This window comes from Mesobacillus sp. (assembly GCF_057785455.1).
The window spans coordinates 19,906-45,991 of the sequence record NZ_JBYNSB010000046.1 but is presented as its reverse complement, the minus strand read 5'-3'; the positions used below and the strand labels follow the sequence as shown (position 1 = coordinate 45,991).

The following is a 26,086-nucleotide window of genomic DNA, read 5'->3' as shown; positions in this document are numbered from 1 at the left end:
TAACAGAATTCATCGATAAATGCATCTGCTAAGTAAGAAAAGCTATCAAGCTTTAAGTAACTTTCCCCATTTTTCGTGCCGTTACTAATCAGTATATGAAAAAAGCTGGCAAGGGATTGGATGCTGCCTCCCTAAACCAGCTTACTTCTATCTACTTCCAGTTTTTAAACTTCACAAGGAGAGCGTCCTTCCATTTTGCAAGGAAGGTTTTCTCGCCTTTAGTCCTTTTTTGCTTATTCCATTCATTGAAGCTTGCTACGCTGATCAGGATGGTGCCTGCAATAAGCAGATAGCCCCACCAAGGAAGGTTTCCCCAGAATGGCCGGGTTTGCATAATCACGTTGAGCAGCAAGACTCCTGCACCGACAAAGAAGTATGCTTTCACCCTCAGCCACATACCTGCAAGCATTGAAATTAATGATAGGGAACCAAGGATTATCGCATCATAAATCGTATTGCTGGCAAGTCCATCCTGTATTAGTACAAGTGATACGATCCCCAGAACTGCCCATTGAATATACTCAGCGGCTTTTTCCCATTTTCCTTTCGCGATCAAACGTAGAAAAATGACGAGAGCAACAAATGGCAGTACATAAACCTCGCGTAACCAAATGGCAGGAATGTTTATTTGTTCTGCGGCTGTATAGTACGGTACCAGCAGATAGGCTCCGGAAATGAAGGTTATTCCTAACTTCCACTCGGCAATTGTCCTGTTCCTCTGCAGCCATAAAGCGGCGGATAAAAGAAGGCCATGGACTATTTGAGCCCAGAATGCTTCTGTTTTGAAAACTGAAATTGCAATTAAGAAAATAAGTGACACAATGGTATAGCCATCAAGCTGCTTGATTCCAAAGTCTCCTCCACTTTCCCAAAGCTTAGGATACAGCTTTCTCCCCAACAGTAATAGGGTTATTCCTATTAGAGCAAGCAGGGCAACTGAGAAGAATACCTCCATTGCAGATTGATAAATGAAAGTCATCGCTGCATAAAACACCTGTAATAATGGAATCACCGAAAGCAGGTCCCAGTTGATTCTATGCAGAAAAGCCAAAATGCCCGCAGCATAGATTACAGTAATGATAAATAAATGCAAGCTGTAAGGATAAGCAATGATAAAGCTAGCTATGCCTAGTAAAGAGAAAGGTACAAAGTAAAGAATGGTTCGCTGCTTAAATGCATCAGTTGCTTTATGCCAAAACACCAGGAGAAGGATGCTTGATCCGAGGAAAGCGTAATGACCCAAATCTTCACCTGTAAAATAAACGAAACCAGTCTTTATGCTTAAGAAAAGTGTTGTAAATGCACCATACAATAGAGCTTTAATTTTCCACTCCTGTTTGGCAAAGGATACGTTAATAAAATACATGACTGTAGCTGCGAGGAAACTCCATAATGCAAGTTCCCCATACATCAAATAGGTCAACAACAGGCTCGGCACCAAGTATAAATGTGCGACCAAGGCCAAGCTGGCAGCGAGCTGTTTTTCTTTATTTAGTAATAATCTTGCTGCCACAAGCAGCAGCCAGCTTGCAGCTGGGAAGAGAATTGCCCCTGTTTCCCTGGTGAAGCGATAAACCTCTCCGTTGATGAAATCCAAAGTCAGCAAGTACCAAACAAGTGCGAGAGCACCCGATAAAAAAGAAAGAGCCCTGCTCTTAGTTGCGTAATACACAAAAAGTGACATTATGATGCCGACAAACCAGATGAGTGATTTTCCACTGATGCCCGGTGTAATGAATGTGGTCAATAAGGAAACTGCATAATAACCATTTGCGCTATAAAAAGTGCTGTTTGCTAACGATTGTATTTTCCTTATCTTTAGAAGATAACTTAAAGAAAGCAGAATAAGACCTGCAGCAGCGAAATTCCCAGACAGACCGAACACTTCATTATAAGTGTATGAGTGTGCACGTAATTCTTCTGCAAGAGAAGCTGTGGCAAAACCAGCTGCGATAGGGAAAGCCCATTCAGCATTTTTATGCAGTACGGGCCGTTCTTCTATTTTTATCATCAGGAGGAACACAAGTGCAGTTATCGTTAGCATAAGGGCTAATTCTAGCCACTGGCTTGAACGAAATCCAGCTAACATGATTAAGAACATTATTCCTAAGCCTATATCCCTCGAGGATTGCTTGATCGGTGCGAGAAATGCTGATTTAATCAGCCACCCTAATAGTGTGAATAACAAAAATCCGATTAAAAAGTATGGCAGAAGATAGCTATTAAACTCAATCCATTGATCCAGTTTCATAACAGTTTCGAGCAATGCTGCAGCCAGGAAAATCGGGCTTAAATATCTGAATAAAATATTTTTGTCAGTATTCGCCAGGTAAATGAAATTACCCGTGACCAGCAAATATGCTAGGATCAAGGATAGAGAAGGCAGTTGTGAACGCAGCAAAATGCCTTCTGCTGTAATGAAGATAAAAGCCAGTCCCGATACTGCTGCGCTTGTCAGCCTGAAAGCTTTTTGCATTGCTGTCTGATCCTTGAATAAGATTGGCAAAACAAGAAATACAAAACCAAGCAGCGCATAACCGATTACGCTTGCTTCTTGAAATCTCCAATTATCCAGGAGTTCATAAGCTCCGTATACCAGCATGGCGGTGAACACAAAATGATATTCCTTCCTGCCTGAGACAAAAATCATTGACAGGTAAATTGCAGATGTCAAAATCAAGTTAAAACCGTAATATATCTGGTTTTCAAAAAACACAAGCATTAATAAGGTTGATAAGATGAGATTTGCCTGGGAATAAAAAGCTAACTCCTTTGTGAACAAAGTGAACACGTTTTTCTTTCTAAGGAGATGGTAGCCAAAAACCAATAATGAGTTAAAGATCATTAAACCTAAATAAAAACCGTCTGCCTCCAACCCGACTGCTCTGAGAAAATATGCTGCCGATGCAGTTGCAGCAATAAAGGAGAACCAAGCAAACAATCTGGATGACAATTTTGCCGCAAACAAAGCATAGACAGGTATCAAGACGGCACTGCTGAGGCATCCCAATATGAATCTGCCTTCTCCATTAAACGACAGGTATGTTCCCAGCAATTCGAACCATCCCAGGGACAATGTGAAAATAGGCAAAAATAAGCTGCCGAGTATAACAAAAGCAAATGCGGTTTTTTCGATTTTCAGAAATCGGTAACTGACAAAAGCAATACCATAAAATAAGGCTGATACAAGTGCAATTGATCCTGCCTTCATCAGTGGGGTCATTGTTTCCCAGTTACTGGTTGCAACGAATAATCCGCTGATCAGTACCATGATGACTCCGATATTCATTGACCATGAAATATTCCTTTCGCGGATTTCTTCGGCAGTTCTTTTTGGTTTTACTTTGACGCGGTTTGCCTTTTCTTTTTGTGTTTCTGCTTTTTTTGGCGCTGCTGTAGGCAATTCAGTATTCTGATTTGCCTGTTGAGCTGTCTGTACTTGAGACTTTTCTTTTTGAATTAAGTCAGAAAAATATTTGTTGTGGGCCTCAGATACGCTATTGTATTGATCTGAAGTAACATAGCCGAGTTCCTTTAAGTTATATAACTCGTTTCGGAATATTCTTCTTCGTTCTTCTTTTGGAGTGAAATCCATTAAGATCCCCCTGTTCATTGAAATCCAACTTCAACCCTTTTAGTGTAATTTTACACATTTTATAATTAATTTCAATATTTAGCAGAGAAACATTTAGAACCTTTTTTCGACAAAATTCTATTTTCAGGCCGTCATTTCCCCTATATAATGTAGAGATACAATATAGAATGAGGTTTTTAAGATGGTTGAATTTTTATGGTTGATGTATCTCGGCTTTATGGGCACTACAGCAATTTGGTTTTTAATTAAAGGAAAATACAAAAATAATGTTACTCGACTCGATTTTGCCATTTCCATTTTCACGTGGTTTGGACTCTTCGGTTATGTGACAGGTGTAGAAATGCTTACTCCAGTATTCTGGAAGCTGGTCTTCATTCTAGGTCTGCTATGGGATCTGGTCTTTACCATATTTTTCGCTGAACGCTTTGCTGGTGACTTTGGTTTTGAAGAGGAAGAGGAAGAGGAAAAAATGCCTCTTGGTGCAAAGCTTAGTGGATTGGTATTCATCATTCCTTTGTATTATGGCATTTTTCAATATGCATTTTAAAACGGTGTATGCCGTTTTTTTTTTTGTTTTGCTCTGTTAAACTAGGCTGTTGATTTCCGTTCCAGGCGCTTCGCTTTCCGCGGGGCTGGCGCTGAGCCTCCTCGTCGCTTTGCTCTTGCGGGGTCTCACCTGTCCAGCTGCGCCCGCAGGACTCTGAAAAGCTTCATCGAATAGGCCCACGCACGATTGAAATGCGGTAGCATTTTCGGAGGAGTCTACGCGCCTTCCACTACAATCAACAGGGATTTATTCATTATTGAGTTTTAATACAATATATATATTAATATAATAATGTTCTTTTTTAAGATAATTTTGTTTAATTTCTTTATAAAAAACCCGGTTTCCTATGATTAAAAGGTATTAATTAGCACCTGGTACTAGGAGTGTTTGCATCTGTCTTTTTCAGATGGACAGATTGACCTGAGGTTCATTATCCATAAAAAAAATGCCGCATACAGATTGCCGCGACATTTTTTCTATCAATATTTAATTTGATATCTATACCCTTTTACGACAATCCCGTCCCCCGCTGGAATGAAATCTGACTCAGGTACCCTTTCGAAGCCTAGTTTTTCATATAGTTTTATGGCATTCTCCATAAACTCTCCGGTATGTAGTCCTATGTATTTTGATTTTCTTGATTTTGATCTTTTAATGCACTCATCAATTAATAGACTGGCTATGCCTTTTTTTCGGGCTTGCGGTAAAATAGCCAGCATCCGAATCTCCGGGTATTCTTGTTTTTCGACCAATCCCTGATAGGAATCAGAACTGGCGGGAAATAAAGCCACGCTCCCTAGTATCTCTCCATTTAATTCAGCGATTAATACTTCAACGCCGGTGAAAGCATTAATTTCAGAGGAGATGCTCTCTTTCAAAGCTATCCAGTGACCTGGAGGCAGATGTTCAGCGTATTCCTCATAAGCTAAAATTCTCTGCATTTGAATCAGAGACAATTCTTCTTTCCTTGCTTCCCTTACAATCATTCAGCATTCACTCCCCATTCTTTCTATTTAAATCATATAATAGTTAGAAATTTTTGGCAGTACTTTTTTTGTATAGGCTCAATTAAATAATCAAGCAAAAAAACAGCGAAATCAGTTGATTCCGCTGTTTGCTGAATTATAGTGGAAGTAATGCTACTGTTTCTGTGTTTTTAAGTTTTTCTACCATTGCCGTCCATTTTTCCGGTTTGTTTTCCAATACAGAATAATAAGTTGTCAGGAAGTCTGCAACCAATGCAGCCGGCAATTCTACCGTGCTTTCATCACCTGGCATAAAGCAAAGATCTAATCCTTCAACCGCTTCACCATCGTTCTCCCATGAAGGGTGAACATATTCAAGGTCCAGGCGTTTGTAGCCTAAGTGAGATAATACTTCACGTCGTACATATGGGTCCATCGTTTTAACGCCGCCAAAATCGTGATCTGTTTTTCTGTAAGGATCATAGATTTCTGCGAACATGCCGAATAATTCTACCCCATTATCGCCCGCCAGGCTCTGGAGGTCTTCCATTCGTTTGTTCGCAAGGAACCGGCCGAGGCTCAGTCCTGGCTTGCCAACGATCGTAAAATCAGTCATGGCTATATTCCAATCCGGATAATATCGATACTCTGTCACACCGACTACCTCTTCGCCATCTACGGCCACGAAGACACGGATACTTGGGTCTTCAAGTGGTTCCTTCCACAAATCGAATTCCAGTACTTCTTCCGGAGGGAAGACTTCCTTCATCAGGTTATGAAGCTTAGTGAATAGCGGGTCTTCTATACTAGTAACTCGAATGTAATCCATGATCATTGCTCCTTTTATAAATTAAATTTTTTCAGCTTCTTCCCAGTCTGGGTAAAGATCTGTTCGACGATCGCGCCAGGTGGTGACTGAGCCGCGTTCACGGACTTCATATAAAAGCTCCAAATCCAGATCTGCGGTTACTATCATGTCATTATTCAATTCACCTTCTGCAAGAAGACCTTTAGGAGGGAAAGGAATGTCATTTGGTGTTATAATCGCTGCCTGGCCGAAATTAGCGCGCATGAAGTCAACTGTAGGCAGTGCTCCAACAGTGCCGGTCAAAACAACATATACCTGGTTCTCAACCGCACGTGCATGGCTCGTATAGCGAACACGATGGAATCCATGGCGGTCATCAGTGCAAGAAGGACAGAAAATGACATCTGCTCCCTTTGCTTTAGCCATCCTGACGATTTCAGGAAACTCAATATCATAACATGTCAGCAAAGCAATACGGCCCTTATCAGTATCAAATACCCTGAAATCTTCCCCGGCACTCATATTCCACTCGTGGACCTCTGTAGGCGTAATGTGAAGCTTCGCCTGCTCTGCAATCCTTCCATCGGGATAAAACATGTGGGCGACATTGAAAAGCTTCCCTTCCCTTGCGATTACGTGGGTACCGCCAATGATATGCATGCCAGTTTCTAAAGCGAAATTTTGGAACAGGTCAAGATATTGTTCTGTAAAACCAGGGAGTTCATTAATTGTTAATCTTGTACCCTGTTCACTGCCGATTGAAAGCAATTGTGTCGTGAAGAATTCAGGAAAAAGCACAAATTCGGAGCCATATTCCTGGGCTGTTTTAATATAATGCTCGCATTGTTGAGCGAACTCTTCGAAATTTTTGATGCTGTGAAGATGATACTGGACCGCAGATACTCTCATTTTCATATCCGATACCCCCTGGATCTATTTAAATTTTCATCTTGAATTCAAATTTTCGGAAATACGAAAATCATTATAAAACATTTTACTTCTAATGAATACAATTTTTAATCATTTTGGTGAGGAATTTTCTTTACGATTATTAGATCTACCCCGAATGTCACTTGATGATTTCCGAATTCTTTCTGGGGCGATCGCAGTTAAGCCTGAAAGATAAAAAAATTGGAAAAACCATTCCTTTTTTTGTTTATTTCGAATAAAATCAAATTAGATTAAAATCTAATTAGGTGAATATCTAACTCGGAGGTTTATATGTTTCATACATTGAAGTTCGAAAAGTATTATCGGAAGCTTTTTTTTGCAGGTATCATCAATGGGATTGGGGATCGTTTCAGCCAGGTGGCATTACTCACTTTAATCCTGCAAATGACTGGCTCTGGATTGTCTGTGGGGATTACTATGGCTTTAAGGATGATTCCCTTTTTATTATTCAGTCCATTAAGCAGCAAAATAGCTGCAAAATTCGAACGTAAAAAAGTCTTGATTTTCACCGATCTATCTCGTGCATTAATAGCACTTTCTTTTCTGGTAATTAATGAATCTAATGATATGTGGATTGTCTACGTATCGTCATTTTTATTAGCCTCGGGTGAAGCAGTATATTCACCCATCAGGAAATCAAGCATTCCTGCAATGGTTTCTGCTAAATCCTTAAAAGAAATTAATGCATGGGAGCAAGTGTTAACAGGTTTTGTCCTGGTTATAGGAGCTTTTAGTGGAGGTGTTGTATCCTATTTGTTAGGTGCAAAAGCTGCATTTTTCATTAATATCCTTTCTTTTGTGGGAGCAGGCTGGATTCTATCGAAGCTTCCTCGTTTAGAACCTAGGCAAAGTACTGCAGAATTATCGGGGATCAAATCGGTCAATTATAAAAAGCTGTTCCCTATCCTGGCGTCCACATCCTTTTTGATGATGCTGCTTCTATTCGAAAGTGTCATCCCGCTTATCAATGGGATAGAAAATGTTCTTTTAAGTGTATATGCGGTAGAAACTTTTGCAAAAGCAGACCTGGGAGTGGGGATTTTTTATAGTGTACTTGGTGCAGGATTGGTTATCAGTCCGATATTCATAAAAATGATTAAGAGTAAATTTCTGCTGTTTTCATTCCTATGTATTATTGGTGAGGGCCTGTTCCTGACTGCGGTGAGCCAAACACCATTTTTTGTCCTTGCCGCGTTATTCTTTGGGATGACAGCGATTTTTAGCGGAGTTGGAAATGCACTCCTTGATACTGTTGCTATGGAGACAATTCCGGCAAAATGGCATGGTCTATATTTCGGGCTGACGGCGACTATTTCTAATACGATGATTGGAATATCAATGTTTTTGTCAGGTGCAGTACTAGAATGGTTCGACCCGAGAAACCTTGGTCTATTTGGAGGTATAATGTATATCTTTGCAGGCTTCATGTTTTTACTTTGGTCTTTCAAATACAGCATGCAAACGGAAAAACTTAAATTAAGGGAGAAAGCTGGTTAAAAATAAGCCCGAGGATCCAATCCTCGGGCTTGTTTTGCTTTATCCGTCTATAAGTTGTGAACTCGCCAATAAAATGTTCACAAATAAAAATAAGTAAATCCACCTACCAAAATAGTATAAATTATACTGATAGTCTTTTGCTAGCAGATGATATGCATTTGTTAGCGATTATTAGCGAATTTTTTAGCTTCTTGTCGAAAGCCCGCTAATAAAGGAGTTTAAGAGCTTTCCTGCTTTTCTGATTGTCGATTTTCCTGATTCTGCATCAGGGAGCTGATCAATTAAAACCGCAACAAATGCTTTTTTATTTGCAAAGTGAATGATTGCGCAATCATGCTCCACACCAGGCAATTCTCCAGTCTTGTTTCCGACTGCTGCTTGACAGGAGTCAATGTAAGCAGGGAGTTTTTCCCTGAATTGCTGCTGCCGGAGTACTGAAACAAAAACTTCCCTGCTATTCTGACTTAAATAATCTCCTGTTGCAGCCTTTTTAAGACAGCAAACTATATCCGCAGCTGTAGAGTAATTGTCTCTACCTGCTTTCATCGAGTGAAAATCAAGCATTTTTCGCTGCAGCACTGAATTTTTCATTCCTATATTAAGCATGGTTTTATTTATAGCTTCCATACCAATTTTATCAATCAAGATATTTGTTGCTGAATTATCTGAGACAATGATCATTAATGTCAATAAATCCATTAATGATAAAGCTTCAGTATATTTTAGTGCCTGTAAAATACCGGTATCGCCAATTTTATTACTTTCAGCAATACTTATTTTGTGCTCAGGGCAAATGACCTTCTCATCAATTTGCCTCAGCGCTTCGAATAATATAGGAAGCTTAATCAGGCTGGCAGCTTGGTATCTTTTATGACTGTTCAATTCAAAGGTGGAACCTTCTAATTCTAAAAACAAACTCGCCCGGCCCCTGCACCCGGCGAGTTCTTTATACAGCGATTCTTTTAAACTGTCAAAGTCCATCATAATCGTCCTTACCTTAGATTGATCATCATTTCCTGTTTGTTGCTGTCAGGAAGGTTTTCATCATATAAATGGCATGCAACAAAGTGGTCTGAGTCAATTTCCTGCCATTGTGGCTTTTTCTGTGCACATATCTCCATTGCGTGTGGACAGCGTGTCCGGAAAACACAGCCGCTTGGAGGATCCATCGGGCTTGGAAGCTCCCCTTTAAGGATAATGCGTTCTCGCTTGTCTTCAATATCCGGATCTGGAATTGGAATAGCTGAAAGCAACGCCTGTGTATAAGGATGAAGCGGTTTTTTGTATAGCTGGCTGCTTGCGGTCAGCTCGACAATATGGCCAAGATACATCACGCCAATCCTGTCACTGATTTGCTTGACCATGGAAAGGTCATGGGCAATGAACAAGTAGGTCAGCCCTTTTTCGATTTGCAATCGCTTAAGCAAATTCACAACCTGGGCCTGGACAGATACATCGAGTGCAGAGATTGGTTCATCAGCTATAATGAAATCCGGATCCAATGCAAGCGCTCTGGCAATGCCAATCCTTTGTCGCTGGCCGCCGCTGAACTCATGCGGATATCGATTAGCGTGATCCTTGTTAAGCCCGACGTCCTCAAGGAGCTGATAAATACGCTGAAGACGTTCTTTTTTATCAGGATACAGGCCATGTACTTCCATAGGCTCGGATATAATTTCTTTTACAGTTGAACGAGGGTTTAAAGATGCATATGGATCCTGGAAAATCATTTGCATCTGTCTGTGAAAAAGGAATCGTTCCTTTTCAGAAAGTGTATGAACGTTTTTACCGTGAAAAATCACTTCCCCCTCTGTCCGGTCATATAAGCCGATCATTGTGCGCCCTGCAGTCGATTTTCCACAGCCGGATTCGCCAACCAATCCAAATGTTTCCCCTTTGTAAATATCGAAGGAAATTCCATCAACCGCTTTTAGGATTTCATGCTTGCCCAAATGAAAATGCTTCTTCAGGTTTTTTACGCTTAACAGCACTTGTCTTTCCATTTATTTTTCCTCCGTATCCATCCAGTAGCGTCTTGCTGCACAGAGTTCTTTTTCGTATATAGTCCCTTCAAGCGGGAGAATTTCGATGGTTTTGCCAGTATTGGGCGAGTGGAGAAGTTTTCCATCACCATAGTAAATCCCTACATGGTGAATTGTTCCTTTGCCCTCTTCATATGCAAAAAACAGCAGATCACCAGGCTGGATTTCTGATAAAGGCACGTCTTCACCGGCCGCAGCTTGTTCGTGTGCATCCCTTGGAATGATATATCCATTCGCACGGCACATTGAATAACTGAATCCGGAACAGTCATATCCGAAGCTGCTCATTCCTCCCCAAAGATAAGGAAGTCCAAGGAATTGTTCTCCAGCTTTGACAATCTGAGAACCGTTGCCTTTCGTGATAAGTTTTTCTGAAGGGTATAGCTCAACATCCTCGGCCTTCAGTGAACCGATGCCAACAGGAGTTTTAACTCGTATGGAGGTACCTGATTGTTCGATTGCCGGAAGCATAGTCTGATAGCTTAATAGCAGAGGTCGACCTTCCTTTTCTGAGAACAGTTCAGCCTGTTTAGCTGTCACGACAGCCACTGGTCCCTGTTTGATATACCAGTCGGATTGCTGAATCAATTGCGCTTTAGGGACCCAGCCAGGATACCCGCGTTCATCCTTGCCCGAAGGCTGGTCAGGTACAACTATTTTGGCCCAGCCATCTTTTTCGTCGATGACCAATACCTCCTGGCCATATAAAAGCTGCGATTGGACCAAGTTATTATCGCATAGCTCCAGTCTCGGTTCATAGCTCATCTTATCCAGCCAGGATTGGATGTTGCCAGTACCTGTAATTGCATCCTCATCAATCGGTCTAGGTGAGTCAAACGATGTCCATAATGTTGCTACTGGTACATTCACGAGCCATAAGTTATTGCTTTCCATTAACGATTCCCCCTTCAATCATTACATCAGAGATCCCAAGACCAGGCTGCTCCGTCAGAGTGATTGTTCTGCCAGCATAATGAATGCCTCCGGAGATTGCTTCTCTGGCAAGCATTAGCGGAGCGTCAAAATCATATCGGGTAATGTTTTTCTTACTGGCAGCAAAATGGGCAGCAGCAGTGATGCCCAGCTTCGTTTCAATCATGCTGCCGACCATGCATTCCATTCCTGCTGCCTCAGCCATCTGATTGATAATCTGCGCTTGATAGATGCCTCCCGTTTTCATTAACTTAATGTTGATAAGGTCAGCGCTTCTCGTCTTAATGACTTCAAAGGCCTGTTTTGGCGAAAAAACACTTTCATCTGCCATAATCAATGTGTCGACAGAATCTGTCACCTGCTTGAGGCCCTCAATATCCTCAGCTTTTACTGGCTGTTCAACCAGTTCGATATCCAGGCCTGAATCCTCCATTTTACGAATGGCTCTGATTGCATCCTTTGGTTTCCAGCCCTGGTTAGCATCAAGCCGGATTTTGGCGGCATTGCCAATCCTGCGGCGAATTTCTTTGATCCTCGCGATATCTGTAGCGATTTCACCTATTCCCACCTTAACCTTTAATACATTGAACCCTTCCGACACATATGCTGTGGCATCTTCACCCATTTCCTCGGGACTGTTTACGCTGACAGTAAAATCTGTCTCAATTTCATTTTTGTAACCGCCCAGGAACTGGTAAAGCGGCAATCCGCAATTTTGGGATATGCAGTCATATAACGCCATATCAACTGCTGCCTTAGCACTTGAATTGGCAACCATCACTGTTTTAAGACCCTGGAAGATAGCTTCATAGTTTAACAGGTTCTTTTTGAGGAGGAATGGTTTTATTACATCCTTGATGGCTGAATCAATACTGGCAATGCTGTCACCAGTAATAACATGTGTTGGGGGTGCTTCTCCCCATCCAGTGATTCCGTTGTCGCAGGAAACTTTTACAATGATTGCCTCGGCAACTGTCACAGTGCGAAGCGCTGTTTTAAATGGTTTTTTTAACGGTACGGCTGTCCGGAAGGTTTCCACTTTTTCTATGATCATTTTCTGTTGACTCCTTTACTTAATACCGCTCTCAACAACAAGAGTTTTAGTATGAGTATCCATTTTAGCCTGTACGCCAAAAGGCACAGCAATATGCGGAGAGCAATGCCCCATCTTGAAACCTTTCAATGTCGGCCTTCCAGCTAAATGGATATAATGGTCAATCACCTCATCGAGTGTTAAAGACAATTCTCTTTCTGGCACACAATTATTAAAATCACCAACCAAAATACCCGAGGCTTCCTGAAGCTTGCCTGCCATATAAAGCTGATTCAGCATCCGGTCAACCGCCCGGGGCTCTTCATTGATATCTTCTATTAATAGGATTTTTCCTTTTGTATCTATTTCAAATTCAGTCCCCATTGTACTCGAGAGGAGGGACAGATTGCCGCCAGCCAATATCCCTTCTGCGCTGCCGGGAACCATTTCATGGAGCTGTTCAAGCTCAACTTGGTAATTCAATTCATTTGGTTCGAAAAGCTGCTTGAATTGATTCCTGGAGATTTCGTTTGCGTCCACTTTACCGAGATCGGATGCAATCATTGGACCATGGAAGGTGACCAGCCCTGTTTTTTGCCTGATGGCTGTATGCAAAAAGGTAATATCGCTGTAACCCCAAAAAATCTTAGGGTTGTTTCTTATGAGGTCGAAATCCAGCCTGGCAGCAATTCGAGCCGTTCCATAGCCCCCGCCTGCACAAATGATCGCTTTAATATTGTCATCCAGGAACATTGCATGTAAATCTGCCAGTCTTTCTTCATCGTTTCCTGCCAGGTAACCAAATTCCTTATATAAAGATTCTCCAAGCTTATAATCAATGTCTAATTCTTTAAGAAACTCCAACCCTCGGGCAAGATTCTCCTTATTTGGGGGACTTGCCGGGGCAATGACACCTACAGTATCCCCTTTTTTCAGCCGTTCAGGTTTAATGAACATTTAGAATCCACTCCTTGTTACTGCTATGTTATCAATATGTATATTTCTGCAGTGTATGTACTAGTAAAAAAGAGGTAATCCATTATGGACACCTCTTTCTTATAGATTAAAAGTACAGCAGTTTTTATTTCTTGTCTGCCCACTTTAGTTCAAGGTAGCCAACAGGGTGGCGAACTACACCTGTGACTGCTTCGTTCTGAAGGTATACCTGATTATAGAAGTGAACTGTGAAAATTGGAGCTTCTTCAAACAGGATTTTTTCTGCCTCGTACATTAACTCAAAGCGTTTTGATTCATCTGCTTCATTCTTAGCTTTCTTGATCAGTTCATCATACTTAGGATTTCCCCAGCCTGTACGGTTCATGGAGTGGCCTGTCTGGAAATTCTCAAGGAAGTTGATCGGATCTGCATAGTCAGCAAGGAATGAGCTGCGTGATAGCTGATGTTTTAAAGCCTTTTGCTCTTCGGCGAAAACATTCCATTCCATATTGGCAAGCTTTACTTCAACGCCAAGGTTCTCCTTGAACATCTGCTGAAGAGCTTCGGCAATCTTCTTGTGAACATCACTTGTACTATAAGTCAAAGTGATATCTGGAAGCTTCGTGTATCCTTCTTCTTCCATACCTTTTTTCAATAATTCTTTTGCTTGTTCAATATCAGTCTTATTCAGGTCGCCGTTCGCTTCACGGAAATCCTTGCCTGATGGGTCCTGGAATCCAGGAGAAACAAATCCATAGGCAGCCTTTTCCTGGTTTTTCGTTACGAAATCAACAATTTTCTGCTGATCAACTGCAAGGGCGAATGCCTTACGGATATTCACATTCTGGAAAGGTTCCATTGTAACGTTAAATCGGTAGAAATAATCTCCAGCCTGGTCCTCGACCTTGACATCCCCTTCTTTGAACAGCTTGTCAGCAAGTTCTGCAGGAACATCGGATACATCCAGGTCTCCAGCTTTGTACATTTGGTATTCAGTGTTTGTATCATCAACGATTGCCCATTCAACTTTATCAAGCTTTACATTTTTTGCATCCCAATACTTATCGTTCTTTTCCATTACAAACTTGGTGTCGTGCTCCCAGCTTGCAAGATTGAAAGGACCGTTTCCTACAAATGATTCTGCTTCTGCAAACCATTCAGGATTTTCTTTTGCTACCTTCTCGTTAATCGGGAAGAATGCGGGATTCGCAATTACGCTTAAGAAATATGCCTGCGGGCTTGTCAGAGTTACTTCGAACGTCTTATCATCTACGGCTTTAACTTTCACGTTGTCAGCAGATCCATCGCCGCTGTTGAATTCTTCTCCGCCTTCAATGAAATATCCAAGGAATGCAGCAGCTGAACCTGTTGCCGGGTCCAGAAGGCGCTTCCAGGCGAATACGAAATCGCCGGCAGTAACATCGTCGCCATTAGACCATTTTGCATCCTCACGGATATGGAAAGTATAAGTCTTTCCATCTTCTGATACATCCCATTTTTCAGCAGTTGCCGCTTCTGGCTGATGCTCTTCGTTAAGGCGTGTAAGGCCTTCCATCAGGTTGTTCAAAGCGCTCCAGGACGCTGAATCAAATCCGATTGGCGGATCAAAGGAAGTAGGTTCCTGCCCGTTGTTCAGATAAAGGACTTTTCCCCCGCCCTTGTCTTCCCCCTTGTCTTTCCCATCTGTTTCGTTGCCTGCGTTTTCATTTGCAGTACAGGCAGCTAGCGTGAAAACGAGCATGGCAGCCATCAGCAATGATAAAATTTTCTTCATTCCTTTTCCCCCTTTGTCGAATATGTAAAAATTTTATATCAAAAAGGCTGGCGCCTGATTGAACGGATTACCTGCTTGCAATCAAACTCTTCGCTCTCTCATCCTGAAGCCAGCAATCGACTCCGTGACTGCTCGAAAGCTGAGTCTTTGATGGGTAAACCCTGTCACAAACCTCCATGGCATACGGGCATCTTGCTGTAAAAGGACAGCCCACTGGCGGAGAAAATAAATCCGGCGGAGTACCGCCTATCGGGATTAATTCAGCACCTTCCACATCCAGCCTTGGCACCGAATTCAGCAATCCCTTTGTATAAGGATGCTGCGGGTTATAAAAAATTTCCCGTCTTGTGCCAGTTTCAACGATTTTCCCTGCATACATGACGGCAATTCTGTCTGCTACCTGGGCAACAACACCAAGGTCATGAGTGATGAGGATAATCGAGACACCTGTTTTCTGTTGGATATCTCTGAACAATTCAAGAATTTGGGCCTGAATCGTTACATCCAATGCAGTGGTTGGTTCATCTGCAATTAACACTTCCGGTTCGCAAACCAATGCCATGGCAATGACAATCCTTTGCCTCATGCCTCCGCTGAATTGGTGTGGATATTGTTTAAGGCGGATGTGCGGACTTGGGATGCCGACAAGGTCAAGCATTTCAATAGCCGTCTTTTTTGCTTCAGTCTTTGAGACCTTCTTGTGCTGCATGATCCCCTCTGTCAGCTGGTCCCCGACAGTCAGCGTTGGATTCAGTGCTGTCATAGGGTCCTGGAAGATCATTGAAATATCAGATCCTCTGATTTTTCGCATTTCAGCATCCTTCAGCTTTGTTAAATCCTTGCCTTTATAAAGGATCGAACCTCCATCGAACTTCCCGGGCGGCTCTGGTATCAAACGCATGATGCTCTGTGAAGTCACGCTTTTTCCGCAGCCGGATTCCCCTACGATGGCAAGTGTTTCTCCTTTATGTAAGTCAAAAGTGACACCCCGGACAGCTTTTACTTCTCCGCCATATGTCTTGAATGAAACATGAAGGTCTCTTACTTCAAGTACTTTTTCCATGATGTTTACCTCCTTAGCTTCGGATCAAGTGCATCCTGAAGCCCGTCCCCTAAAACGTTGAATGAGAACATTGTCATTGATATAAAGAACGCCGGGAAGAATAAGCGCCACCAGTCCCCGGATAGAATGACAGGCAATGCATCGCTGGCCATCGAACCCCAGCTTGCCATCGGTGCCTGGATGCCTAGTCCCAGGAAGCTGAGAAAAGCTTCGGCGAAAATCGCGGATGGTACTGAAAGTGTCATTTGCACGATTATTGGTCCCATTGTGTTTGGCAGGAGATTTTTCCTGATAATCCGGTCTGTTTTTGTGCCAAAGGTTTTAGATGCTAAAACAAATTCGTAGTTCTTGATTTGCAGCACCTGTCCCCTGACAATCCTGGCCATGCCTATCCAGCCTGTTATTGTCAGGGCAAAAATGATTGTGGCAAGACTTGGCCCCATCACAACACTGATTAAAATAACAACCAGCAAGTACGGCAGACCATAAAGCACTTCGATGACTCGCATCATGTAATGGTCTGTCCTGCCGCCTTTGTATCCCGCAATCCCGCCGTAAACCACACCAATTAAAAAATCAATCAGTGCAGCAGCAATTCCGACAAACAAAGAAATACGCGCTCCGTACCAGGTTCTTGTGAATACATCGCGGCCCAGTTCGTCAGTTCCAAACCAGTGTTCACGAGATGGGGGCTGGTTTTGGTTCATTAAATCCTGATGGTCCATTGTATGCGAAGATATAATCGGCCCGAATATCGCCATGATGGCCAGGCAGCTCAAGAAGAATAGTCCAAGCAAGGCGAGTTTGTTTTTTAACAGCCGCCGCCATGCATCCTGCCAATATGACAGGCTCGGCCTGACAACAGCTTCCGATTCGTCAGCACTGACTTGTTTAGGCACAAACCACTCGTCTGGTACATTTGAAGTTGAGTTTGTTTCTTGATATTTGCGCAATGCCATTATTTCCCCTCCTTCTTATGGAGTTTGATTCTTGGGTCGAGTAGTCCATATGCGAGATCGACGAGGAACAGCATCATGATCAGCACCGTACTGTAAAAAATGGTTGTGCCCATGATAACTGGGTAATCACGCTGATTGATGCTTTCTACGAAATATTTCCCCATGCCAGGAATAGCGAAGATTTTTTCAATGACAAACGTTCCTGTCAGGATGCTTGCTGCAAGGGAACCCAGAATTGTGACAACGGGAAGCAAGGCGTTTTTTAAAGCGTGCTTGAAAACGATCTTTACTGGAGATAATCCTTTTGCTTTTGCTGTTCTAATGTAATCCTGGGTTAAAACTTCAAGCATGCTTGCCCTTGTTAAGCGGGCAATGATTGCCATTGGGCCTGTAGCCAATGCAAGCGTTGGGAGAATCATATGCTTTGGGCTTGCCCAGGTGGCAACAGGAAGTATTCCCAGGTTCACGGCAAGCTGCTGGATCAGCAAAGTGGCCATTACAAAGTTTGGGACAGATATTCCGATTACAGCAATTGACATCGCTATATAATCAATGAATCCGTTATGTCTTAGTGCCGCAATGATTCCCAATAAGATTCCGGAAAAAATGGCTACAATCAAAGTGACCATACCAAGCTCGAATGATACCGGGAAGCCTCTTCCCAGCATTTCATTTACCGTCTGTGAAGATTTCTTTATGGAGGGGCCAAAGTCAAATGCCGCAACAGATTTTAAGTATAAAAAATACTGCACATACAGGGGCTCATCCAGGTGGTAATACGATTCAAGGTTTTTTTGCACAGCTTCACTGGTAGCTCTCTCCTCGTTAAAAGGAGAACCAGGGATAGAGTGCATCAGGAAAAACGTCAGAGTGATGATAACCAGAAGCGTAATGGCCATCGACCCAAGCCGTTTCATAATATACCGGATCATTTACTCACTTCCTTATCAATCGGTATGCTGCCAAGGTTTATTATGTATTTAGCAGAAAGATGTTCTCATTGCCAGCTCGGTCATGACAAGCATAGCCTGATATGCTTCAAGGATGTCCTTGGCCTGGTAGCGGACGATTGTGGTTCCCTCTTCTATTTCGGTACCTGGCATTAAATTAGCCCATTCTGCCTGTCCGTAGTTCGCAAACTCGATGCGAAGAACTGGATGATCAGGAGGAGTAAGCGGTTTCACTTTTTCGGCATTTTTTAAGGCGAGCGCGGTTTTTTCAGCAAGGAGTTCTCCAGCTTTGACAGGGGTCAACGATTTAGCTGCAGACCGGGAGATTGATTCCTTGACGATGGCCGTGGTTACATTCGGGATCAATGCCTCTGCTTCCCTTGCTGCTCCGTCATCTCCTGCTACCATGATGACTGGTACTCCGTAGTAGCCGGCAACATAAGCATTGAAACCCAATTCCCCTATTTGTACACCATTGATATACATGTGCCTTACTCCGAAAATCATGGAATGGGACATTACGCCCTTCATTGAGGCACGTGCATGATATCCGACGAAGGCGGCACCTGCAAAACTTCCGTCAAGTCCCTGGACCATTGAGAAAGGTTTTACATCCCCTGTAATCAGCTGTGTGTCAGGGTGTAAGTCTTCGATTAGAAGATTGTTCATCTTGGAATGGCTGTCATTAACAACCACTTCCTCACATCCGTTTTTAAAAGCAGAGCTAATGACATGGTTTGCTTCCTGTGTCATGATTTTACGGCTGCGTTCATAATTGTGTTTGGAAGAATCAACGTGGGTATGGTCTACCAAGCCCGTGATTCCTTCCATATCTACTGATATGTATAATTTCATATTTCTGCCCAACTTTCTGTTAGATAATTATCTTAAAATTATAAATAATAAATCTACCATCCGCAACCTTTTCTACCATTTATTTGATGCCATGCACAGAAATAGTAGAATTGTCCCCCACAGTAGGTTCTATAAAAATATTATTCATTTAATAATGTTTTTGAGTTTTGATAAACCAAAGTTTTTACTTACTTGTTTCGAATTTCGTGTCTCTAAATGTCTGAGGGCTCCTGCAACGCGGTTAAGAACAGTTTTTCAGGATAACGGTAATAGTGCAAAACGCGTCTCAATTTGGACAAAAAAAGAGCGCAAAAAATGCGCCCTTTACTTGTTCAGGTTATGGACATCCAAAAGACCGATGAAATGGTTCAGAACTTTTGCCGTCAGTCCCCATATAACCTTCCCGTTATAATTGTAAAAATGTTCATCAAGAGTGCGTGTCTGCCAGTTATAATTTTCCCCTCCGATAATCAAATCGAACGGGAATCCGTCCTCCGGCTCGACCTGGTAATTGATCTTATACCGTTCTGGCTGGTTCTTTTTGAAAAAAGAGAGAGGGACTGTAAATATATCCCCTACTTCAGCAGCATTAGGGGAAATCTGTTCTGAATCGGCGATAGTTCCTGCGAATGGATATATGATAGTTCCAAAGGCTGAAACCATGTAATCGAGAGGAAAAACATCCTTTATGTCATTCACCTTTAAACCAAGTTCTTCTGCGGTTTCTCTTACTGCAGCAGTTTGAGGATCTTCCTCCGGTTCGATTTTTCCTCCTGGGAAACAGATTTCCCCAGGCTGCCGCCTTAAAGTCAAGGATCGTACTTCAAAGAGAATATGAACCTCATTATTTACCTCAACAAGCGGCAGCAAGACAGCGAATTTCATGAAATGATCATGACCTAGAATAGAGGCAGTTCGCCCTAATAAAATGTCAGATATTTGTTTGATTTGCATTATTGGACTCCCACTCCCCGTACCTGTTTGTATTTAATATTCTATTATGAATCAGAGTTGAAAAGAAAGAAAATGGCATTTTATTTTCTGCCAAGGAAATGTACACGGGATTTCCCCTATTACCCATGCTGCTGAGCTAAAGGCAATACAAATGAAAAGACAGCGGCGGTCTGCCACTGCCCATTATGCTTAGTATCTCGACCCTTTGGCTCTTCCCTTGATTACATTATAAGCTATTAAAATCAAACCGATTATGAGAAGGATATGGATAACCCCACCGGCAATTTTGAAAACCAATCCTAACACCCATAGAACCAGCAAAATACTTGCAATTGTCCATAGCATGTCAATCATCTCCTTTCAATATTTTCGATATTTATAGCTTATTATCAGCTTACCCTTCTGATTGCCTGAATAAACAAGCTTGCTTGCTGTCAGATGGTTGATTGCCCGCCCACAAATATGTAACACTGAAACTAGAAAAAGGACTGTTATTATGGATAAGGAGTTAATTATGTCAAATTATAAAATATTATTTCTTGATATTGATGGTACGATTCTTAGGCCGGATGATACGATCGAGTATTCAACCCGGCTGGCAATTTCGGAGATGAAAAAGCAGGATATCGAAGTAGTCCTTGCTACCGGCAGGCCCATCCATGAAATTTCGGATATAGCAGAAGAACTTGCTATCACTTCGTTTATCGGTTATAACGGTGCTTTAGGAATTTATGAGGGAGAAACGATTTTTGCAGAACAAATGGAGGCAGCTGCTGTACGAAGTATAATCGAAACAGCAAAGGAACATGGCCATGAAGCTGTACTTTATTCAGCTGATAGAAACTATTTGACTAGCATGGATTCTGAAAACGCGCGGAATTTTGTCAAACACTTCCATTTAAAGAAGAATGAGCTTTATAGTGAAAAGGTAATTAACGATATACTGGGAATGACGATAATTACTTCAGGAGAATCGGGGCATGAATTATATAAATTCAATCATGATATCCATCTGTCCCAGGTAAATGTTGAAGGTATGGAACACTGTTATGACGTCATCCGTGATAGAGTCAATAAAGGTGCAGGAATAAGGTTCCTCCTTGACCGCCTTGGGATTCCAATAGAAAGTTCTATCGCTTTTGGTGATGGGATGAATGATAAAGAAATGCTCTCTTCTGTAGGAGAGGGTTTTGCAATGGGAAATGCCCATCCGGATTTATTAAATTATGCGAAACATAAAACAACAGAAGTATCTGACTCAGGAATCTATAACGGTTTAAAATCTCTTGGTCTAATCAAATGAATGGGAATCCCGATAGCCGGGATTCCCTTTTGTTTATAGCTCTGTTAAACTAGGCTGTTGATTTTCGTTCCAGGCGCTTCGCTTTCCTCGGGGCGTGCGCTGAGCCTCCTCGTCGATTTGCTCCTGCGGGGTCTCACCTGCCCGCTTCATCCCGAAGGAGTCTTCGCGCCTGGAACGAAGAGAAACAGGTTTAAAAATCAACACTCGGCATTAACAGAGCCTTGTTTATAAAACCAAGTTAGGAAGTGATTTTCCACTTAGAATAATGTCCAGCTCCAGCGCCTAGCCCTCGAGTCGCAGAGCTGTTCTTATTATCTTGCAGCCCTTTTGCGTTCATTCGCCTTAGAAATTTGATTTTCCGGCTGTACCGCAGTTTTTTTTAGATATCCTTTATAGCTGATCCAATACATCAAAGCTACAAATACTCCCCCGCCCACAGCATTTCCAAGATATACCGGTACAAAGTTCGTGAAATAATCCGCCCAGCTGTAATGGCCTGCAAAAATTGCTGCCGGGATTACGAACATATTGGCTACAACGTGCTGGAATCCAATCGCGACGAACCCCATGATCGGAAACCATATGGCAAGAATCTTCCCTGTCATATCACTTGCTCCGTAAGAAAGCCAAACTGCCAGGCCAACCAGCCAATTACAGCCAATTCCAGAAAAAAAGGCTGCCCAGAACCCATCATTCAGTTTAGCGCCAGCCACAGCTACTGTTTTTTCAAGGTAAGGTCCTGTCTCTGTAAGTCCGACGACATGTCCAAAAATATATGCTACGAATAATGCTCCCACAAAATTGCTTATCGTAATCCAAAACCAATTATTAAGCAGTTTCTTTACTGTTACTTTCTTGGCAAGGCTGGCGATTGAAATTGCTGTCATATTCCCTGTAAGCAATTCTCCTCCTGCCAGCAGGATCAGTATTAAGCCCAAGGGAAAAACGGCTGCACCAAGAAAGGTTCCAAACGTTCCCCATTCATGCGGGAGATTGGCAATGACCCTGATATCAAGCAAGTATCCTAGTGCAATGAAAGCTCCTCCTAAAAATCCAAGCACCAGCATATTTTTTACTGGCAATGATGCTTTTGTGGTACCCGCTTCAATGGCGTACTGGGCAATTTCCTGTGGTTTTCGAAAAGCCACTTCAATTCCTCCTGTCTTGTTGTTTATATAGCTTGTCGATATAGTACCCCTTAATCGCATAATTCCCCTTTGTCCAATTTAAAAACTAATTATGTATAAGTGAACGAATAGTTTTGACATTTTTTTCTATCATATATATCATATTGATATATCAACTTGATATATATTAAGTAAAGGAGGAATTGGAGTTGTCGATTGAACATTCCATTCTGGCTGTCCTCAGCTTCCGCCCAAGCTCAGGGTATGACATCAAAAATGAATTCGAACATAAGGCTGCCGGACTTTATTGGGGTTTAAGCTATGGAAGCCTTTATCCAAAATTAAATAAACTTGAAAAAGATGGTTTTATTGAAACAGTTGAAACTGATAGTGAAGGACGCAGGAGGAAACTTTATGAATTGACCGGAAAAGGCTGGCTGGAGCTTGAGAATTGGCTTGCCCAAACGCCCGCACCACCTTCCATTAGGGATGAATTATTCATGAAAATGGCTGCCTGGCATAAAGAAATGGATCTTTCTACTTTATCAGGACATTTAAAAATACGAATGACCGAATCAAAAGAACTCTTAAGCTATATAAATAAGTGGAAGGAAAACAAAACATCCTTTATCAATAGCGTTGGTATGCTTGCAATCAGGTACGCTGAACTGAAACTTGAAGCTGAGCTTCTTTGGCTTGATGAGGCTATATCTGCAATTGAACAAGATACTCTGCCCATTGGCCAGGATCCAGCGGGACTGGAGGAAAAACAGCTTGAAAGAAGAAATAAAGCGCTGAAATCAGTGTAGGAGGAAGATTAGGATGTCGGGAATGTTTAAACCCTTGAACAACAAGGCATACCGCTCGCTGTTTGGGGCACAGGTATTTTCAGATCTTGGAAATTGGCTTGATTTTGTCGCGATCCAGGTCATTGTGGCATATCATTGGGGGCTTGGAGAAGCAGCAATTGCTTCTGTAATCATAATGCTTGGACTTCCATGGGTCATCATTGGCCCGCTAGCGAGTGTTTTTATCGACAGGCTGCCCAAGAAATCTTTGATGATAGCCTGCCTTTTGCTTCGGATCCTGTTTGTCGCAGGTTTGTATTTTTCCCCGAACCTCTATGTCCTGCTGGTGTTTATCTTCCTGAAAGCAACTGTTGCTGCTTTGTATGACCCGGCAAGACAAAGTGCAATAAGATTTACAGTGAAAGAGGAAGATTTACCGGAAGCTGTTACTCTGAGCCAGCTTTCTGTCAATACGATGAAAATTGTCGGTCCCGCACTGGGTGGTGGCTTGATAGCTGTATTCGGAGTCAAAAGCCCGTTTATTTTTGAGGCAGCAGGCTTTATGATCGCAATATTATTTTTAATGTCATTCCCTAAAATGGAGACTTCCATGAAAGTAGAGGATGTAACTGCTGTAAAAAAAGTGTCTTATATGAAGGAGTTTTCTGAAGGGATTCGCCATATTTTTTCAGCAAGTATATTAAAAGCCGCCATTATCCTTTCTTCTATTGCCTTCTTTATCATCTTCCTGTATGATGGCCTGTTTGTTTTTATCGCCCAGCAATTAGGTTTTAGCCAGGGAGAATTCGGCTGGCTGATCAGCTCGGTTGGCTTTGGCAGTGTAGTAGGCGCTCTTATGCTGGGGAAATGGACGCAATGGAAATTGAAGCCGATTCATTTGATGGCTATTGCATCTTTGCTCAGCGGGATTCTCATTCTTACAATTGGTCTCGGAGCTAAAGGAATCTTTGAATTGCCCAAGCTGGGATGGATGGCAGGAGCATTCCTCCTAGGGATTCTAGCCTCAGCGGAAGGAGTTCCATATGGATATGTGCTTCAGTCTGAGACTCCAAAGGAAATCATGGGCAGAGTATCAGCGGCTGCAATGTCTCTGCAGACATTTTCCATGTTGGTTGCCCCGGCAGCGGGAGCATTCCTTGCCAGGCTGGCTGGTGTTTCGGTTGTACTGATCGGAGCTGGGATTGCAACCTTCATTCTTGGTTCACTTGCATTAACTTTACGTTTAAAGGAAGGAACACCGCAAACTGCAGTGAAAAACGTAAGCGGATAACCGAAAAATGCAGTGCACTTTACCACATTAAAGCGCCGGGGGTCTGACCCCCGGCGCTTTAATGTGGTAAAGTGGTTTTATGCTTTTATATGTGAAAATGGTTATTAATCTTTGTTTAAGAGTTCTTCCCCGGCTATTCCCGGATTGGTCATTTCGTATGGGTTCAGAATCAGATCAAGTTCTTCTTCTGTCAATACATCATATGCAAGGCAAAGTTCGCGGACGGATTTGCCGGTGAGGATGGCTTCCCTTGCAATCCTGGATACTGCTTCGTACCCAAGATGCGGGTTGACGGCTGTAATGATGCCAACGCTTCTTTCTACATCCTTCTGTAATTTCTCAGTATTGGCCTCGATGCCCACAAGGCAGTGGTCAGTAAATACTTTGAAACCATTGTTCATTATGCTGATTGATTGAATCAGATTGAAGACTAGTACAGGCTCCATTACATTTAGCTCGAGCTGACCGGCTTCAGATGCAAGGCAGATGGTGTGGTCATTGCCGATTACCTGGAATGCGACCTGGTTAATGACCTCCGGCATAACAGGGTTCACCTTTCCTGGCATGATCGATGAACCTGGCTGCCGTGAAGGCAGGAAGATCTCATTGAAGCCTACTCGGGGCCCGGAAGCCATAAGTCGCAAGTCATTAGCGATTTTTGACATATTCATCATGCAGACCTTTAATGCTGCAGAAACTGTAGTATAGGCATCAGTATTCTGCGTTGCATCGACAAGGTGGTCCGCATTTGTCAATGGATAGCCGCTGATTTCAGCCAAATGGCGGACTACATTTTTTATATATTTCGGGTTGGCATTCAACCCAGTACCAACAGCTGTTGCCCCCATATTAACTTCATACAGATGTCCTCGTGTATGTCCAATCCTTTCGATGTCCCTCTGGATGACTCGTGTATATGCCTCAAACTCCTGGCCTAGTCGGATTGGAACAGCATCCTGCAGATGTGTGCGCCCCATCTTGATGACTGAATCAAATTCGCGGGCCTTCTGGGAAAATACTTCTCGCATGATTTGCATAGTATCAAGCAATTTATCAAGAAGCGCCAGAACAGAAATATGAATGGCGGTTGGGAACGCATCATTCGTCGATTGAGCCATGTTCACGTGAGAGTTAGGACTTAAAGTAAAATAATCGCCCTTCTTTTCACCAAGCAGTTCTAATGCCCGGTTTGCAATTACTTCATTCGTGTTCATATTGATCGATGTGCCTGCCCCACCCTGGATAGGATCGACGATAAATTGATCATGCCACTTGCCTTCAATGATTTCGTCAGCTGCTTTGACAATAACTTCACCAAGACCTCCATACAATCTTCCTGTTTCCATATTAGCCAGTGCTGCAGCTTTCTTGACAATGGCCATCGCTTTAATCAATTCACTATGTATTCTGTATCCCGTGATAGGGAAATTTTCGACAGCCCTTAATGTTTGGATTCCGTAGTAAGCATCTGCCAAAACTTCCTTGGTTCCTAAAAAATCTTTTTCAATGCGTACTTTCACTTCTGACATTTTATTTACCTCCATTTGGAATAACCATTTCACAATGTATATAGTTTAGAAGTTGTATTTGCATACAGGTTTCGACACCTTTGCAAAAAATGTTAAACCTTCCCCCTCATCCCACAGACATTCCTTTTATATTGTAAATCAAATGGCCCAAATCATCACGATAAATCAATAATATCTTCAGGATAA

The 26,086-nt window shown here is 42.4% G+C and carries 23 protein-coding genes; 5 read left to right on the top strand and 18 right to left on the bottom strand.

Going from position 1 to position 26,086, the window contains the following annotated elements; all coding sequences use genetic code 11:
* Positions 1 to 151: 151 nt before the first annotated feature.
* Positions 152 to 3,595 carry a hypothetical protein gene (locus AC3EBE_RS18420; RefSeq protein ID WP_488596494.1) on the bottom strand — a complete coding sequence of 1,148 codons (3,444 nt, stop codon included), beginning with the start codon at positions 3,593 to 3,595 and terminating at the stop codon, positions 152 to 154.
* A 181-nt stretch (positions 3,596 to 3,776) separates the two neighbouring features.
* Here AC3EBE_RS18420 and AC3EBE_RS18415 point away from each other — a divergent pair, with 181 nt between their 5' ends.
* A complete protein-coding gene (locus AC3EBE_RS18415) occupies positions 3,777 to 4,142 on the top strand; it encodes a hypothetical protein (protein WP_488596493.1) in 366 nt (121 codons plus the stop codon).
* Positions 4,143 to 4,621: 479 nt separating this feature from the next.
* Here the strand turns inward: AC3EBE_RS18415 and AC3EBE_RS18410 are convergent, their stop codons facing one another.
* The 3 genes from AC3EBE_RS18410 to AC3EBE_RS18400 form a co-directional block, all read right to left on the bottom strand.
* Positions 4,622 to 5,128 carry a GNAT family N-acetyltransferase gene (locus tag AC3EBE_RS18410; protein WP_488596492.1) on the bottom strand — a complete coding sequence of 169 codons (507 nt, stop codon included), beginning with the start codon at positions 5,126 to 5,128 and terminating at the stop codon, positions 4,622 to 4,624.
* Positions 5,129 to 5,264: 136 nt separating this feature from the next.
* Complete coding sequence (locus tag AC3EBE_RS18405; protein WP_488596491.1) at positions 5,265 to 5,936, bottom strand: GNAT family N-acetyltransferase; 672 nt, start codon at positions 5,934 to 5,936, stop codon at positions 5,265 to 5,267.
* 21 nt (positions 5,937 to 5,957) lie between these two features.
* Complete coding sequence (locus tag AC3EBE_RS18400; RefSeq protein ID WP_488596490.1) at positions 5,958 to 6,830, bottom strand: carbon-nitrogen hydrolase family protein; 873 nt, start codon at positions 6,828 to 6,830, stop codon at positions 5,958 to 5,960.
* A gap of 306 nt (positions 6,831 to 7,136) precedes the next feature.
* Here AC3EBE_RS18400 and AC3EBE_RS18395 point away from each other — a divergent pair, with 306 nt between their 5' ends.
* Positions 7,137 to 8,363 (top strand): MFS transporter, encoded by a 1,227-nt coding sequence (locus AC3EBE_RS18395; RefSeq protein ID WP_488596489.1) that lies wholly within the window; start codon positions 7,137 to 7,139, stop codon positions 8,361 to 8,363.
* A 183-nt stretch (positions 8,364 to 8,546) separates the two neighbouring features.
* Here the strand turns inward: AC3EBE_RS18395 and AC3EBE_RS18390 are convergent, their stop codons facing one another.
* The 12 genes from AC3EBE_RS18390 to AC3EBE_RS18335 form a co-directional block, all read right to left on the bottom strand.
* Positions 8,547 to 9,278 (bottom strand): serine hydrolase, encoded by a 732-nt coding sequence (locus AC3EBE_RS18390; protein ID WP_488596488.1) that lies wholly within the window; start codon positions 9,276 to 9,278, stop codon positions 8,547 to 8,549.
* Positions 9,279 to 9,355: 77 nt separating this feature from the next.
* Positions 9,356 to 10,366: an ABC transporter ATP-binding protein gene (locus AC3EBE_RS18385; RefSeq protein WP_488596487.1), complete on the bottom strand. Its 1,011-nt coding sequence runs from the start codon at positions 10,364 to 10,366 to the stop codon at positions 9,356 to 9,358.
* On the bottom strand, positions 10,367 to 11,299 hold the full coding sequence (locus tag AC3EBE_RS18380; RefSeq protein ID WP_488596486.1) for a C40 family peptidase: 933 nt from the start codon (positions 11,297 to 11,299) through the stop codon (positions 10,367 to 10,369).
* Positions 11,286 to 12,392, bottom strand: a complete 1,107-nt coding sequence (locus tag AC3EBE_RS18375; RefSeq protein ID WP_488596485.1) for a dipeptide epimerase — start codon at positions 12,390 to 12,392, stop codon at positions 11,286 to 11,288. The genes AC3EBE_RS18380 and AC3EBE_RS18375 overlap by 14 nt, the downstream gene beginning before the upstream one ends.
* Before the next feature lie 15 nt (positions 12,393 to 12,407).
* Positions 12,408 to 13,328 carry a S66 peptidase family protein gene (locus AC3EBE_RS18370; protein WP_488596484.1) on the bottom strand — a complete coding sequence of 307 codons (921 nt, stop codon included), beginning with the start codon at positions 13,326 to 13,328 and terminating at the stop codon, positions 12,408 to 12,410.
* Between the two features lie 124 nt (positions 13,329 to 13,452).
* Positions 13,453 to 15,081 (bottom strand): ABC transporter substrate-binding protein, encoded by a 1,629-nt coding sequence (locus AC3EBE_RS18365; RefSeq protein ID WP_488596483.1) that lies wholly within the window; start codon positions 15,079 to 15,081, stop codon positions 13,453 to 13,455.
* Between the two features lie 67 nt (positions 15,082 to 15,148).
* Positions 15,149 to 16,144 carry an ABC transporter ATP-binding protein gene (locus tag AC3EBE_RS18360; protein ID WP_488596482.1) on the bottom strand — a complete coding sequence of 332 codons (996 nt, stop codon included), beginning with the start codon at positions 16,142 to 16,144 and terminating at the stop codon, positions 15,149 to 15,151.
* Between the two features lie 5 nt (positions 16,145 to 16,149).
* Positions 16,150 to 17,103, bottom strand: coding sequence for an ABC transporter permease (locus AC3EBE_RS18355; RefSeq protein ID WP_488596481.1), 954 nt, complete (start codon positions 17,101 to 17,103; stop codon positions 16,150 to 16,152).
* Positions 17,103 to 18,035, bottom strand: a complete 933-nt coding sequence (locus tag AC3EBE_RS18350; RefSeq protein WP_488596480.1) for an ABC transporter permease — start codon at positions 18,033 to 18,035, stop codon at positions 17,103 to 17,105. The genes AC3EBE_RS18355 and AC3EBE_RS18350 overlap by 1 nt, the downstream gene beginning before the upstream one ends.
* Positions 18,036 to 18,083: 48 nt before the next feature.
* The gene (locus tag AC3EBE_RS18345) at positions 18,084 to 18,908 is read right to left on the bottom strand and encodes a M55 family metallopeptidase (protein WP_488596479.1); all 825 of its coding nucleotides are present in this window, start codon (positions 18,906 to 18,908) and stop codon (positions 18,084 to 18,086) included.
* A gap of 324 nt (positions 18,909 to 19,232) precedes the next feature.
* On the bottom strand, positions 19,233 to 19,862 hold the full coding sequence (locus AC3EBE_RS18340) for an NUDIX hydrolase (protein WP_488596478.1): 630 nt from the start codon (positions 19,860 to 19,862) through the stop codon (positions 19,233 to 19,235).
* 189 nt (positions 19,863 to 20,051) lie between these two features.
* On the bottom strand, positions 20,052 to 20,207 hold the full coding sequence (locus tag AC3EBE_RS18335; protein WP_488596477.1) for a lmo0937 family membrane protein: 156 nt from the start codon (positions 20,205 to 20,207) through the stop codon (positions 20,052 to 20,054).
* A 169-nt stretch (positions 20,208 to 20,376) separates the two neighbouring features.
* Between AC3EBE_RS18335 and AC3EBE_RS18330 the strand changes: the two genes are divergently transcribed.
* A complete protein-coding gene (locus AC3EBE_RS18330) occupies positions 20,377 to 21,165 on the top strand; it encodes an HAD family hydrolase (protein WP_488596476.1) in 789 nt (262 codons plus the stop codon).
* Between the two features lie 311 nt (positions 21,166 to 21,476).
* Here AC3EBE_RS18330 and AC3EBE_RS18325 read toward each other — a convergent pair whose 3' ends face one another.
* Positions 21,477 to 22,313 (bottom strand): formate/nitrite transporter family protein, encoded by an 837-nt coding sequence (locus tag AC3EBE_RS18325; protein WP_488596475.1) that lies wholly within the window; start codon positions 22,311 to 22,313, stop codon positions 21,477 to 21,479.
* A gap of 188 nt (positions 22,314 to 22,501) precedes the next feature.
* On the opposite strand from AC3EBE_RS18325, the gene AC3EBE_RS18320 reads away from it, so the two are divergent.
* Both AC3EBE_RS18320 and AC3EBE_RS18315 read left to right on the top strand, forming a co-directional pair.
* Positions 22,502 to 23,101 (top strand): PadR family transcriptional regulator, encoded by a 600-nt coding sequence (locus AC3EBE_RS18320; protein WP_488596474.1) that lies wholly within the window; start codon positions 22,502 to 22,504, stop codon positions 23,099 to 23,101.
* Between the two features lie 13 nt (positions 23,102 to 23,114).
* Complete coding sequence (locus AC3EBE_RS18315) at positions 23,115 to 24,371, top strand: MFS transporter (RefSeq protein ID WP_488596473.1); 1,257 nt, start codon at positions 23,115 to 23,117, stop codon at positions 24,369 to 24,371.
* A 104-nt stretch (positions 24,372 to 24,475) separates the two neighbouring features.
* On the opposite strand, the gene aspA is transcribed toward AC3EBE_RS18315, so the two are convergent.
* The gene (gene aspA, locus AC3EBE_RS18310; protein ID WP_488596472.1) at positions 24,476 to 25,900 is read right to left on the bottom strand and encodes an aspartate ammonia-lyase; all 1,425 of its coding nucleotides are present in this window, start codon (positions 25,898 to 25,900) and stop codon (positions 24,476 to 24,478) included.
* Positions 25,901 to 26,086: the final 186 nt, after the last annotated feature.